The sequence below is a fragment of the Glaciimonas sp. OK215 genome (assembly GCF_057787885.1).
Genome location: NZ_CM173544.1, coordinates 4,165,619 through 4,179,716 on the forward strand (window position 1 = coordinate 4,165,619; position 14,098 = coordinate 4,179,716).

Below are 14,098 nucleotides of genomic sequence, written 5' to 3' on the forward strand. Positions count from 1 at the left end.
GATGCCTCCTGTTAAGCCAACTGTGCCGGTTCGGCTGCGAACGGGTCTTCAGCGCCCGCAGGTTCCATGCGATTGATCAGCGCGATACAACAAGCGCACAGAGCGGCCGCGCCAAACGCCGCCAGCAGGGCCACCGGTCCGCCGCGCAATGCTGCTACCACGTTCTGTTGCGCCGCCATCGCCACTACTACCGGGATATACATGGCCGCCCAGAATCCGACGCCCGCTTCGGTAGGCTTGGGCAGCAGGCCGCGCGGTTGCATATACAGCCGGGCGAAAATAAGCAGCAGCATGGCGATGCCGACACCGCCAACGTTGGTCTTGACACCGATCAGGTGTCCCAGCAGATCGCCCAGAAAGATGCCGAGCAGATGGCAAATGGCCAGTAAAGCTGTTCCATAGATAATCATGTTTGTCTCCTTTGATGATTTCAGTGCTGATCTGAACTCTTTGTATAGCGTCTGTTTTAGTTTTTTTACGCTGCAACATAGGCTGGCTTGTTCTTCCAGTTAAGGCTGCTCTCCTTTCCATTGCGCGCGCAGCATCTCGCGCACCTTGGCGGAGGCACGGCGATGCTCCGCGCCCAGGCGACTGCCAAGATCGCGCAGCGGATCCGCTTGAATGCTGTCGAGTGCAGCTTGCAGGCTTTGCTGCACCGTCCTGACCTCGGCGGCGCCAGGATTATCCGGATGTGCCAGCGTCAGGCATTGCCACAACAAACCCAGCGATGCGTAACTGTGAATGTCGTAAGCCATCGGTGGAATTTTGGCGGCGAAGGCTTCCAGCGCTTCGACTGAGCGCAGCGTAATCCGCGCCGCCGAAGCCTTGCCCATCGCGTGCACCATGACTTCGGGATCATCCAGCGCAATCAGGCGATTGGCCTGGTAACCGTGGGCGAGAAAAGCGCCGGACATGGCTTTGCCGACGATCAGGCCAATCACCGGATGACCGGCCAGGCGGGCGCTGGCGTACGCACCTGCAGCGCCGGCCAGCGCCTGATGGATGCCGTAACCTTCTTCGCGCCGGCCATAGGCCTGACTGGCCACGTCAATCACGGCGACGATAGGCGTCTTGCTGGCACTGCTGCGATCGGCATCGATCACCTCTTGCACCGCACGGGCCAATTGCCAGCCTTCGACCAGTCCGACTTCGCCGTTGCGGACCCGCGGAAACCGATTTTCGGGATCGCGCACCACCGCGATGTAACGCGCACGGCGTCCCGCCAGATCGGCATCCGCCACCAGCACCGAGGCCGCATAGCCGGGATTTTTCGTAGCGTTGCCGATCAACTTTAGAAACCAGGTGGCACCGCGACTTTGCGCAGTTGTTACCGTTACTGCCGGGGTTGCACCGCTGACTACTGCGTTCATAATGAAAACCCTTTCCGGTAAATGCTGCGCACCATCTCCGGTGTCGCTTGCAGACTGGCATCGACCTGATCCAGGCACGCCAGAAACTCCTGATACCGTTCGCTACGATTTCTGGCCGACATACCGCGCAAGATCAAGTCGCGCACGGTAGCGCGCATCTGTTCGCTATCGTCTTCAACGTAGGCGTCTGCAAGACCCGAACGATAACGTTGCTCGCCGCCGGTAAAGCTCCAGATGAATGGCTTGTCGCGCGAGTCGTACTCCGCGATCCCGGCTTCCTGTTCGATCACCGCAGGGCCGTTGAGTCCCACCCTGGCTTCCCGCGTCACCACCAGATAACTGCACAAGGCGGCGGCGATCGACATCCCGCCGAAGCAACCGACCGTGCCCGCCGAAATCCCGATCACCGGCTGATACCGGCGCAGATCGACAATTGCCGCATGGATTTCGGCAATTGCCGCCAGTCCAAGATTGGCTTCCTGCAAACGGACGCCACCGGTTTCAAACAGGATCGCGGCACCCGTCGGGATGCCATGCCGATTGTCTTCTGCCGCCAGTTCCAGCGCGCCGGCAATCTTGGCGCCGCCTACTTCGCCCAGGCTGCCGCCCTGAAATGCCCCCTCGATCGCCAGCACCAGATACGGCTGGCCGTCGAATGTTCCCTTGGCGACCACCACCCCGTCATCCGACTGCGTGACCACGCCTTGCATTGCCAGCCACGGCGAACTCATCCGGTCAAACGGGCCGATCAATTCGCGCATCGAACCGGCATCGAGCAAAGCGCGCGCACGGCTGCGTGCGGTCAGCTCGATAAAACTATCGCGCTTGAGTAATTGTTCTGGGTTCATCGTGTCCTCACCGTGACTTGTCACTGCTAATTTGACTGAGTTCTTCAAACGCCTGCTCGATGCGCAAACGCACCACGCCCGGGGTCGCGCCAAAGTCATTGATCTCGACCCGCATTGCCGGCAGCAGCTCGGCCGTGAAGATGCGCCGCAACAATGCTTCCCACACGCTGGCCATGCCGTCCACCGATGTGCTGACCTGGATGCTGGTGATGCCTGCTTTATGCGGCGCATTCTGAGGCTCGATCAACACTTCCAGATCGCCGGAGCCGACCACGCCGGTCAGTACGCGTTCTCTGGCAGGTTCTCCCGCTGCATATTCATAAGAAATTTTTTCCATCGGTTGCTCTCTCTTTCTGCGGACGGATTCGTCACGAAAATTCTTTTGGCAGTTGATCCAGGAACAGGGTAGCGGCCAACAAATCCGCCGCACCTCCCGGCGACAGGTGTCGCGCCAACAGTTCATCTTCCAATTCTTGCAGCGCGATTTTTCCTGGAACACTGCCGGCCCCGCCTTGCACCAGTACCTGATGTGCGCCGCTTTGCACAGCCTGTAACGCGCCAACGCCGCCGCGTGACAACACACAGGTGTCGTCGAGCTCGGCGATGACTGCCAGCAAGGCATTCAAACGCGCGGCATTTTCGCTGTCGCCACGGGTGCGGCTACTTGTCAGACGTGGCAGCGCAATGTGCAACACGTGTGGAAATCCCGCTTGCGCCTGCGCCCGTGCGCCACCGACGCCGTAGGTCTGGCAGGCGCGTTCGCCGTTGTTGTCGGTGCTGACCGGTGAAAATCGATCATGACGACGGGCCAGCACGGCAGCGCGCGTAGCCACGGATGTCGCGGTCAACGAATCGATATCCTGCGCCGCAGCGGTCACCAACAAGCCCAGCGCCCAGATGGCGCCGCGATGCGTATTCACACCGCCGGTCGCCTGCATCATCTGCGCTTCGCCCTCGCGGCCAAGCCGGCCGATTTCTTCACGCAACCGCATGCCGTCCGGAATGCTCAGTCCAGCCACCGCCATCGCGTAAAACGTCGGATGCAAAACCCAGGCCGAATGGCACATCAGATCCCAGCTCAGATCACGATGCGCACCGCGGCTGCGCAGATCGACCAGGCCTGGTTTCGGTGTCAGCGTAACTTCAGCGATCAATGCCGACACCACCATGTCCGCCAGGCGTTCGGCCAACGATTTTGCCGCTACAACAGCGCGCGTTTCAGCGCGGCTGGCGGGAGGTATCTGCAGACAGTCGGCGTTGGCGATCATTACCAGCTCCTGAACTTTGCCGGCGGGTCATACAGACCGTCGGACCAGGTCACCAGATCGGCCACGCTCTTGGCCGCCAGCAACGAGCGCGTCGCTTCGTTCCGGTTCACGCCCATATCCTCCGGCAAGGCAATCAGGCCATCCTTGCGCAATTTTGCGGTGGTCGCCGGATCGTGATGCATGCCGATCGGTGTGACACCGGCCACCGCTGCCACCATCGCCTTGCGCTCTTCCAGCGAACGCGCCTTGTACAGATAGGCGATGCCTTCTTCGGTCAGCACGTGGGTGACGTCATCGCCGTAAATCATTACCGGCGCCAGCGGCATTCCGGATTCTTTGCCGACCGCCACCGCATCCAGGGTTTCAACAATGGTCGGCTGACCGCCGGCCTGGAACGTTTCGACCATCTGCACCACCAGTTTCTTGCCGCGCGCCAGCGGATCGTCGGTTTCAATCAGATCGAGCCAGGCCGGGCTCGGGTGCCGGCGGCCGCCCGGATCGTGGCCCATGTTGGGCGCACCGCCAAAACCGGTTAAGCGGCCACGCGTCACGGTGGATGAATTGCCCAGTCCATCCATTTGCAAGGTCGAGCCGATAAACAGATCGACCGCGTATTGGCCGGCCAGCTGACAGAAGGCACGGTTGGAACGCATCGAACCATCCTTGCCGGTGAAAAACACATCGGGCCGCGCGGCAACGTAGTTTTCCATGCCCAGCTCGCCACCGAAGCAATGCACACTCTCGACCCAGCCGGATTCAATCGCCGGGATCAGGGTCGGATGCGGATTCAGGGTCCAGTTTTTGCAGATCTTGCCCTTGAGCCCCAGTTTTTCGCCATAGGTCGGCAAGATCAGCTCGATGGCGGCAGTGTTGAAACCGATGCCATGATTCAGCGACTGCACCTGATGCCGTTCATACACGCCGCGGATCGCCATCATCGCCATCAGCACATGCACCGGCTTGATCAGACGCGGATCCCGGGTGAACAGGGGTTCGAGGAAGAACGGCTTGTCGGCCTGGACCACGAAATCGATCCATGAACCGGGAATATCGACGCGTGGCAAATCGGCCGGATCATCGACTATCTGGTTGACCTGGGCGATCACAATGCCATCGCGGAAAGCCGCTGCCTCGACCAGGGCCGGCGTGTCCTCGGTGCTCGATCCGGTGTAAAGGTTGCCCTGGCGATCCGCTGTGAAGCCGGCCACCAGCACCACGTTCGGGGTCAGGTCGACATACAGCCGCGCATACAGTTCGACGTAGGTATGAATCGCGCCGACTTCCAGTATTCCATCCTGCAAAAACTGCGAGATCCGCAAGCTTTGCGCACCGGCAAAAGCAAAGTCCAGTTTGCGGGCGATGCCGCGTTCAAACAGGTCGAGGTGTTCCGGCCGGCTGACGCTTGGCATAATCAAATGCAGATTATTCACTTTGGCCGGGTCGACCTGCACCAGCGAACGCGACAGGAAATCCGCCTGTTTCTGGTTATTTCCCTCCAGAACAACCCTGTCCCCGGATGAAATGAGGGCCTCCAGCGCTGGAACGATGTCGGCGCTGCGCAGCACCGGGCCGTCGGCCAGATGCGCTACGGACGCCAGGCGCCGGTTTTTTTCGGTACGGCGTTTGCTCCACTGCGGGTCAAGCGGTCTTTGGGCTTGCATCGTTACTCCGGCATTCAGTCATCGTGATCCTTACATTAGAACCATCTACGAGGCACTTCAATCAACCTTAACGGATTTTTATTACTCCAACAGTAATGATTTGGCGTTACCATGATGGCAAAAGAACGGAGTATATATGGCGATCGACGACGCAATTACGCTGAAGAAACTGGAAGTTTTTCTGGCCTTCATGAAGCAGGGCAACATGGCGCGGGTGTCCGAGTCGCTGGGTCAAAGTACCGTCAGCGTGCATCGCTCCCTGCACTCGCTGGAGGAAGCCATGCGTTGCCCGCTGTTCAAGCGCGAAGGACGCAACCTGATTCCGCTGCAGGCCGCCTACACTTTTGCCGAATACGCGCAACGTGCGCTCAATGAATGCGAAGAAGGCGTGCGTAAAGTACGCGAGGCGGCCGGATTCAATGCCACCCGCCTGAAGATAGGCTCGTTGTATTCGCTAACGCTGCGCTGCATTCCCCAGCTGATGATCGGGCTGAAGTTGCGCAAACCTGCGCTGGATATTGATTTGACACTCGGATCGAATCGCGACCTGATGCAGCATCTTGCCGATGGCCGGCTCGATGCCATAGTGATAGGTTTGCACGAACCAGGCGATCTCAACGACCGCGTCGGCCAGACCCTGGTGGCTGTTCCACTTTTTGATGACGACGTCTTTTTGGCGGCGCCGCTGAATTCGCCTTATGCAGGCCGGAAACGTATCGATTTGCAGGACTTGCGTGACGAGAAATTTGTCACCCTGACTGAAGGTTTTGTCACCTCGCAGGACTTTGCGTATTGCTTTGAGCAAGCCGGTTTTGCCCCCAACATCAGCATGCGCGTGCAAGATATTTTTTCCCTGATAAATCTGGTCAGTGGCGGTATCGGCTACAGCCTGCTGCCGGGACGTGTGGCCAAGTTCAGCTCCCACATTGAACTCATTCCGCTCGCATCAAAATATGGCGCCCGGCAACGCATCACGCTGTTGCTGCCGAAAACCCGGGAACGCGACCCGAACCTGCTGGCGCTGTCGGCGGAGTGTCGAATGTATGGCAGACACGACAGTAAAAATGAAGGGTTTCTTTAATCGGATTCAGACAAACCGTTCGGGCCGGGTAGCCCGAACGGCGTGCCCTTCGATACGGTGCTGCGCACTACTCAAGGCGATCGGCAGGGATTACGCCAGCGCAGGATAGTCGATATACCCTTCCGGTGTCGGCGAATAAAAGGTTTCAGACTTGGGCGCATTCAATGGCGCATCGAGCTTCAGGCGACGCGGCAAGTCCGGGTTGGCGATGAATAACTGGCCGAACGCGACGGCGTCCGCCTCACCTTTGGTCAGCAATTCCTCCGCCGCGGCTTTGGTCAGCTGTTGATTGGCGATGTAGGTGCCGCCGAACGCTTGCTTGAGTTGCGGGCCAAGACGATGTGGCGTTTGCGGTTCCCGCGCGCAGATAAACGCAATGCCGCGCTTGCCAAGTTCGCGGGCAACATAGCTGAATGTTTCGAGTGGATAGTCATCGCCCATCGAATGGCTGTCGCAGGCTGGCGCCAGATGCATGCCGACACGCGCTGCGCCCCACACGGCGAGGCAGGCATCGGTGACTTCCAGCATCAGGCGTGCGCGATTTTCCAGCGATCCGCCGTAGATGTCAGTGCGCCGGTTGCTGCCGCTTTGCAAAAATTGATCCAGCAGATAGCCGTTCGCACCGTGGATTTCGACGCCGTCAAAGTTGGCCGCCTTGGCATTTTCGGCGCCTTTGCGAAAGGCTTCGACGATTGCTGGAATTTCTGCCAGATCCAGCGCGCGCGGCGTGACGTATTCACGCTTCGGACGGACCAGGCTGACGTGCCCTTCCGCGGCAATCGCACTTGGCGCAACCGGCAATTCGCCGTTCAGGAAAATCGGATCGGAGATACGGCCAACGTGCCACAGTTGCAGGACGATGCGGCCGCCGGCGGCGTGCACCGCGGCAGTCACGTGCTGCCATCCGGCGACTTGCTCATCGGACCAGATACCCGGGGTGTCCGCATAGCCTACGCCATGCGGGCTGACCGACGTCGCTTCGCTGATGATCAAACCGGCGGAAGCGCGCTGGACATAATATTCAGTCATCAATGCATTCGGTACGCGCCCGTCGCCGATGGCGCGGGAACGGGTTAGCGGCGCCATGACGATGCGGTTAGCCAGTTGCAGATCGCCAATTTTGATGGGGTCGAATAATGTAGTCATAGTAAGTTTGAGTGTTAGATGTTGAGAGAGTGAAACGGAAGAGTCAGCGACAGAAAAAAATTCACAAATCGCCGTTGATGTGTTCAAGAAACGCCTGGATCGTTGTTTCGTTGCGGCGATAGAAAACCCACTGTCCGACGCGCTTCGTGGTCACCAGCTCGGCCCGCTGCAAAGTCGCCAGATGTGCCGAGACCGTCGACTGCGACAATCCGGTGCGTTTATCAATCAAGCCGCAACAAACGCCCAGATCGAGCGGATATTCCTGAGCGCCGAAATGCTCTTCAGGCGTCTTGAGCCATTGGAGTATCTGGCGCCGTACCGGATTGGCGAGTGCTTTGTGTATGAGATCGAAGTTCATGGTGTTTACCGAATACCTGTTTCGTCTTTAGCAGAAACAAATATTGTGGTTTATAGAAATTAATATCGCCATATTACGATATTCATGAAAAGTTTGCTGGGCGCTCCCGAAACCGGCTGCTTCCCAATTTGCGCCTGTTCCAAAACGCCAGACCAGCGCCAATCACATATGCTGCTTATTTGCAGCCAGCTACGCTGCCTTATGGCAGGTGCAATTGCCCCATCGATAAAGATGCAGCCTGTGCATGAAATCCTTGACCGAAGTCGGTCCTCCTTCAAACAGAATCTCGCCGGCGGTCAAACCGAATACACCCAGGCTGATGGATGGTTCGAGCGATACCACCGCATGCCAGGTGTGCTTCGGAATAAACAGTGCGTCGCCCGGCTCAACCCGCGCGTACAGTCCTTGGGTTTTCTCGAATTCGCGCAATTGCTGCGGCTGCTCCGTCAGTCGGGAGATATTGATATCGCTCAGCGTCGCACCCCAGTCATACTTGGCCGAAACGCACATGTGCGGCGTTTGCTCTGGTGGAAACAGCAGGAATTCCTTGGTGCCGCGCATCTGGCAAAACCAATTGTTCGGGAAGTCGTAGTGTAAACCCGTGACCGTGTTGGCCGGTCCGACGAACACATATTCCCAGGTCCAGCGCCGCCCCGGCCACAAATCACGAATGGCGAAATCGCGCCTGAGCGCCGGAAACTCGTCCAGAATATTCCACTGCGCCAGATACAGCCGGTCCGGACGGAAGGATTGCATGTGCGACCAGTCGAGAGAAAAACGCTCGTCCTTGCCAAGCAGTCGTCGCTGCCTGTTTGACAACAAACCGACATCATCGCTTAACGGCTGTGCCGCCGCCGCCGCAAGCTCCTGCAAATAGGGGCCAACCGGAAGCCATGGCCGCTGCCTGGTCGCTCCCTGCTCCACCAGGCCATTCTGGAATTTTACGACCGGCTCCGCACCGTCCTTGTGACGCAATTGCGACAAATACTCGAAGGACCAGTCCTTTTGGGCGGGCCAGCCGTGGAGCGCGCCCTTGACCAATAGCGGTGACGTGCGTGCACCAAAACCGCCTTTCCGGGCAAGTTGTGCCGCATCGATTTCGTCAACTAATTGAAAAGTAGGGCCGATGATTGAAGTCATACAGAAAGTCTGCAGGCTGGAAAATGGAAGGTAGGAGTGTAAACGCAAATCCTGTCGCATACATCAGGCTCGATCCGAGAAAATGCGCTCTGGCAATCAATCCAGAGTCAACATAATACCCGGTTATAACGTTAGCGATGATTGATAAGGATTTCGCATGTTTAAACACCAAAGACATCGGTCCGCTGTACCTGCGGTGCAACCGTCGCCAATCGAGATCAACGCATAAAGTAGACAGAAGTCAACGATACTCGTAAGCTATAGTTCCATGCGGCAACTTGTTCCCAGCTACAGTTGCGCGTGTGTAGGCGTATCTTCATAGCAAGGGTATCCCATGCGACTCGATGACCCACAATACCTGGAAACAGCATCGTTGGTGCCGCCATCAAACAGCAATCGTCTTCAACTATATGTCCGTATAGTCACCAAGGCATATTCGGTACTGCTCCTGCTGCTGTTCGGATTGTTGCCGCTGGCAACCATTATTTATTTAAATCTGTTCCAAAGTCCGCTGCTGCTATTCGAAGACCACGGCTTTCATGAGCTGGCTATCGGGGTGGCTACGCTGGAAGGTGCGTTCGTATCGTATGTCACCTGGCGCTGCTATCAGTATTCCGGCGAGTCGTTTCTGCGCTGGCTGACGCTGGGTTTTCTTGGATTCACGCTGATTTACCTGCCGCATGGCGTATTTACCGGCATGGCGCATCACCACATGGCGCTATTTTTATTGTACGGCCCTGCTTCCAGGATCCTGATGGCAGTCTTCTTCTTTGCCGGACTGCTGTCCTACGGCCAACCGGCCGAACTGACCGAACGGCGCGCGCATGCCGCGTATTGGTGGCGCTGGGCCGCTATTTTCATCTTGATCGATCTGGCGGTTGGCGCCCTCGCGTTATCTCCTATCGGCGGCCATCCGGCGCTCAGGCTATCGATGGAAATTGGCGCTTTGTGTATCTCCCTGCTGGGAATCGCCGTGGTTTTTGCGCGCCGTATCAAGTCGCCGTTGATGACCATTTTCTTCACGATGTCACTGGCTTACTTTGCCCAGTCCTCGCTGGCCTTTGTGCTGGCCAAACCCTGGAATCATATGTGGTGGCTTGGCCATGCCATCTTCGCTGCCGGATTTTTTATCCTGAGTTACGGCGTTGTCACTGCTTTTTTCACCACCCGCGCCTTTTCGACCATATTGCGCCAGGAAGAACTGATGAACCAGCTCCGGACCACCAATGCCCGCGCTGAAAACGCGCTCATGGAGTTGCGTAAGGCACATGAAGCGCTTGAGCATCAGGCCGCGACCGACCCCCTGACCGGCGCGGCAAATCGCCGGGAATTCCTGGCCAGAACCGGGATCGAGATTGCGCGTTCGGAGCGCACCGGTGAACCGCTGTCAATACTGGCCCTGGATCTGGATCACTTCAAATACACCAACGACCGCTACGGGCATCACGCCGGCGACGCACTACTCATGATGCTGGTCGCCCAAATGAAAACGATACTGCGCCCGGGCGACCTGATCGGCCGATTCGGCGGCGACGAATTCATCATTGCGCTACCGGGCACCACGCGCGACGGGGCCACCATCATCGGCGAACGCTGCCGCAGCCAGCTTGAGGATAACGTCAAGATCGCGCAAGAACCCGGCGCCAAAGTCAGCATGTGCATCGGGGTTGCCGAATTCGGCCTCGATGGCAATACCCTTGAGGCCTGCCTCAAGATAGCCGATGAACGCATGTATCGGGCCAAAGTAGCGGGCCGCAACCGGGTCGTGGCGTTTTAACCCGGATTTCCGTACTCGGCCAAGCGCGTCAAGACGGGACCGTCCATTCCCGGCCGCCCCGCAAAGCACTCAGGACGTGTCGGACAGGCACGTCCCGCCATGGCGGCAAGATTGGCCGCATTGCCGGCACCAGCAGAACAAACCACGCCAATACCAGCATCTGCCAGTCCGGCGCATGAACTTCGATGGGATGCCGGAGCCGAACGAATCCACCTATTTGCGTCTTTTTCCAATTATCGCAACACATGTCATCAGAATGCAATATTCGCTTGGTAAGGTAATTGGATGTATGAAAAAATACGTCCCGGCAATCAGATCCCACATCCCCTTCATTGAAACTTATAGCTTAGGTAATCAGGAATTCCAGGTATGACTGCAAATGTTCACGCATTACCTCTGTCAAAAAGACTTACCCCCAACCGCTGGGATTTTCTGGTTTTCCCACTTGTTATCGGTATTATTGCTTTTAGCGGGATAGGCGTTAAGGAAACCCTGGCACCGCTGTCCAGCCTCGCCGAAAATGTCGTCACTCTCGACCCTCACAACCTGCCTGAATATGCCCTTCGCACCACGCTGCGCATGTTGGCAGCGATGGCCGCTTCGCTGATATTCACGCTGATCTACGCCACCGTTGCGGCCAAGAGCCGTCGCGCGGAGAAACTGCTGATTCCGGCATTGGACGTGCTGCAATCGGTGCCGGTGCTTGGTTACATCTCGTTCACGGTCACTTTTTTCATAGCGCTTTTTCCCGGGCGGGTGATCGGCGCCGAGCTGGCGGCAATCTTTGCCATCTTTACCAGTCAGGCATGGAATATGGCGTTCAGTTTTTATCAATCGTTGACGACCATTCCTGAGGATTTGCAGGAAGTCTCACGCAGCTTTCACCTTTCCGGGTGGCAACGCTTCTGGAAGCTGGAGGTCCCCTTCGCCATACCGGGCCTGATCTGGAACATGATGATGAGCATGTCCGGCGGCTGGTTCTTCGTGGTGGCGGCAGAGGCCATCACGGTGGGCAACAAGAGTATTACTTTACCCGGCGTCGGCTCCTATCTGGCGCTGGCGATCAGCGAACACAATTTGGGTGCCGTCGGATGGGTGATTGTCGTCATGACCGCGGTCATCATTGCTTACGATCAGTTGCTGTTTCGGCCGCTGGTCGCCTGGGCCGATAAATTTCGCATGGAAAACACCAGTGCGCAGTTTGCGCCCTCTTCATGGCTGCTCAACCTGATCCAACGCACGCGCCTGATTCAATCAATGCTGGCACCGTTCGGCCAGCTGTTCCGCCGCGTGATCACGACACCCTTGCGCTTTAACCCGGGCGCGCTCGGCAAAAAGGACCCGCACCAGACGCCCAGTGCGCTGGTGGACTTCGCATGGAACGCCACGCTGCTGCTGCTCGGATGCTGGATCATTTGGCGGGTTGTCACCTTCGTCGGAACAGAGGTAACTGTCGGTGAAGTCGGCACGGTGCTGCTGCTGGGTGTCTACACGCTGCTGCGGGTGATGCTGCTGATTGCGATCGCCTCCGTGATATGGGTACCGCTGGGTGTATTAATCGGCTTGCGGCCGCGCTTGGCCGAGAAAATCCAGCCACTGGCCCAGTTCCTGGCGGCGTTTCCGGCCAACCTGCTATTTCCGGTGTTCGTGATTCTGATTGTTCGCTTCAATGGCAACCCCGACATATGGTTAAGCCCGCTGATTGTGCTGGGTACGCAGTGGTACATCCTGTTCAATGTGATTGCCGGTGCCATGGCGTATCCCAACGACTATCGGGAAGTCGCGGTGAATTTTAAAATTCGCGGCTGGCAATGGTGGTGCAAAGCCATGCTGCCGGGTATTTTTCCTTACTACGTCACCGGCGCGATCACGGCTTCCGGCGGGGCCTGGAATGCCAGCATCGTTTCCGAATCGGTTTCGTGGGGCGATACCAAACTCAACGCCCATGGACTGGGCTCTTACATTGCGCAGTACACCGCCGCCGGCGACTTTCCCCGCATCATCCTGGGTATCGCTGTCATGTCGCTATTCGTGGTGCTGTTCAACCGTCTGCTGTGGCGACCGATGTACCACTTCGCCGACAGCAAAATGAACTCGAATTGAGCAAAAATCCAAATGCCGAAAATAACCCAAAATGAAATACTGAATGTCAGCCATGTGCGACGCGGTTTTGCCAAATCGCAAGGTGAGCTGCTGGTGCTGGATGATGTCAGCATGACCTTGCATGAAGGAGAGATCGTCGGCCTGCTTGGACGCTCCGGGTGCGGCAAGTCGTCTCTATTGCGCATTATTGCAGGATTAATTCACCCCACCGGCGGCGAGGTGAGCTATCGCGGCCAACCCGTGAAGGGGCCTGCCGATGGGGTGGCCATGGTGTTTCAGACCTTCGCCCTGTTCCCGTGGCTGACCGTTCTGGACAACGTCGAAGCCGGCCTCGAAGCGCTCGGCACGCCGCCGGAAGAGCGCCGCAAACGTGCGCTGGCGGCGATCGACCTGATCGGCCTGGACGGATTTGAAAATGCCTACCCTCGTGAACTTTCCGGCGGTATGCGACAACGTGTCGGCTTTGCCAGAGCATTGGTTGTCGATCCCACTTTGCTGCTGATGGACGAGCCTTTTTCCGCGCTGGACGTGCTCACCGCGGAGACCTTGCGCACCGATCTGCTTGACCTGTGGAACGATGGCCGACTGCCCATCAAGTCGATACTGATCGTCACCCATAACATCGAGGAAGCCGTGTTCATGTGCGACCGGATCCTGGTTCTCTCGTCCAACCCCGGTCGTGTCATTGCCGAGATAAAAGTACCGTTCGCGCATCCGCGCAACCGGCTGGACCCTGCATTTCGCCAACTGGTCGATGATATCTACGCCAAGATGACCGCCAGATTACAACCGATTTCCAGCCGCAGCAGCCCCGGACTGGAACTCGGAAGCCGGCTCAATCCCGTTTCGACCAACTTGATGGCAGGCCTGCTGGAAACAGTGGCAGCCGCGCCATACAACGGCCGGGCCGACATGCCGGACATTTCCGAACGGCTCCACCTGGAAGTCGATGACCTGTTTCCTGTGGCTGAAGTACTGCATTATCTGGGATTCGCCGAAATGACAGAAGGCGACATCACCCTCACCCCTTTAGGCCTGGCGTTTGCCGAGCATGGCGTGCAGGAACGCAAGCAAGCATTTGCGCAACAACTGCTGCGCCAGGTCCCTTTGGCGGCGCGCATCAAGTCGGTATTGCAGGAAAGACCCGGCCAGCGTGCGCCGCGCGCGCGTTTTCAGCAGGAATTGGAAGATAATTTGAGCGATAACGCCGCTGAAGAAACGATAGATGCCATTATTAGCTGGGGGCGCTACGCCGAAATTTTTTCTTATGACGACAAGAGGGAAATCTTCAGTCTCGAAGATATAGCCAGTTAGCCTTGTTATTGCGCTGCGCGAGCAGCGCAGCA

13 protein-coding genes are annotated in these 14,098 nt (G+C 57.7%); 4 read left to right on the forward strand and 9 right to left on the reverse strand.

Annotated features, from left to right (window positions below):
* Positions 1-11: 11 nt before the first annotated feature.
* From madL to mdcA, 6 genes are all read right to left on the reverse strand, one after another.
* Positions 12-410, reverse strand: coding sequence for a malonate transporter subunit MadL (madL, locus tag AC3CHX_RS19230; RefSeq protein ID WP_488629622.1), 399 nt, complete (start codon positions 408-410; stop codon positions 12-14).
* Positions 411-509: 99 nt separating this feature from the next.
* Entirely contained in the window at positions 510-1,370 is an 861-nt protein-coding gene (mdcE, locus tag AC3CHX_RS19235; RefSeq protein ID WP_488629623.1) for a biotin-independent malonate decarboxylase subunit gamma, read from the reverse strand.
* Positions 1,367-2,218, reverse strand: coding sequence for a biotin-independent malonate decarboxylase subunit beta (locus AC3CHX_RS19240; RefSeq protein ID WP_488629624.1), 852 nt, complete (start codon positions 2,216-2,218; stop codon positions 1,367-1,369). Before AC3CHX_RS19240 ends, mdcE begins: the two co-directional genes overlap by 4 nt.
* A gap of 7 nt (positions 2,219-2,225) precedes the next feature.
* Positions 2,226-2,555, reverse strand: coding sequence for a malonate decarboxylase subunit delta (locus AC3CHX_RS19245; RefSeq protein ID WP_488629625.1), 330 nt, complete (start codon positions 2,553-2,555; stop codon positions 2,226-2,228).
* Positions 2,556-2,586: 31 nt separating this feature from the next.
* On the reverse strand, positions 2,587-3,486 hold the full coding sequence (locus AC3CHX_RS19250) for a triphosphoribosyl-dephospho-CoA synthase (protein WP_488629626.1): 900 nt from the start codon (positions 3,484-3,486) through the stop codon (positions 2,587-2,589).
* Entirely contained in the window at positions 3,486-5,147 is a 1,662-nt protein-coding gene (gene mdcA / locus AC3CHX_RS19255; RefSeq protein ID WP_488629627.1) for a malonate decarboxylase subunit alpha, read from the reverse strand. Before mdcA ends, AC3CHX_RS19250 begins: the two co-directional genes overlap by 1 nt.
* Positions 5,148-5,283: 136 nt before the next feature.
* Here mdcA and AC3CHX_RS19260 point away from each other — a divergent pair, with 136 nt between their 5' ends.
* Positions 5,284-6,228 carry a LysR family transcriptional regulator gene (locus AC3CHX_RS19260; RefSeq protein ID WP_488629628.1) on the forward strand — a complete coding sequence of 315 codons (945 nt, stop codon included), beginning with the start codon at positions 5,284-5,286 and terminating at the stop codon, positions 6,226-6,228.
* A gap of 90 nt (positions 6,229-6,318) precedes the next feature.
* On the opposite strand, the gene AC3CHX_RS19265 is transcribed toward AC3CHX_RS19260, so the two are convergent.
* The 3 genes from AC3CHX_RS19265 to AC3CHX_RS19275 form a co-directional block, all read right to left on the reverse strand.
* Entirely contained in the window at positions 6,319-7,374 is a 1,056-nt protein-coding gene (locus AC3CHX_RS19265) for an alkene reductase (RefSeq protein WP_488629629.1), read from the reverse strand.
* A gap of 61 nt (positions 7,375-7,435) precedes the next feature.
* Complete coding sequence (locus tag AC3CHX_RS19270) at positions 7,436-7,732, reverse strand: ArsR/SmtB family transcription factor (RefSeq protein ID WP_488629630.1); 297 nt, start codon at positions 7,730-7,732, stop codon at positions 7,436-7,438.
* Between the two features lie 189 nt (positions 7,733-7,921).
* Entirely contained in the window at positions 7,922-8,872 is a 951-nt protein-coding gene (locus tag AC3CHX_RS19275; protein ID WP_488629631.1) for a cupin-like domain-containing protein, read from the reverse strand.
* A 334-nt stretch (positions 8,873-9,206) separates the two neighbouring features.
* Between AC3CHX_RS19275 and AC3CHX_RS19280 the strand changes: the two genes are divergently transcribed.
* The 3 genes from AC3CHX_RS19280 to AC3CHX_RS19290 all read left to right on the forward strand — a co-directional run bounded on the left by AC3CHX_RS19280 (position 9,207) and on the right by AC3CHX_RS19290 (position 14,066).
* A complete protein-coding gene (locus AC3CHX_RS19280) occupies positions 9,207-10,649 on the forward strand; it encodes a GGDEF domain-containing protein (RefSeq protein WP_488629632.1) in 1,443 nt (480 codons plus the stop codon).
* Between the two features lie 369 nt (positions 10,650-11,018).
* On the forward strand, positions 11,019-12,752 hold the full coding sequence (locus tag AC3CHX_RS19285; RefSeq protein ID WP_488629633.1) for an ABC transporter permease: 1,734 nt from the start codon (positions 11,019-11,021) through the stop codon (positions 12,750-12,752).
* A gap of 12 nt (positions 12,753-12,764) precedes the next feature.
* A complete protein-coding gene (locus AC3CHX_RS19290) occupies positions 12,765-14,066 on the forward strand; it encodes an ABC transporter ATP-binding protein (protein WP_488629634.1) in 1,302 nt (433 codons plus the stop codon).
* Positions 14,067-14,098 lie beyond the last annotated feature (32 nt).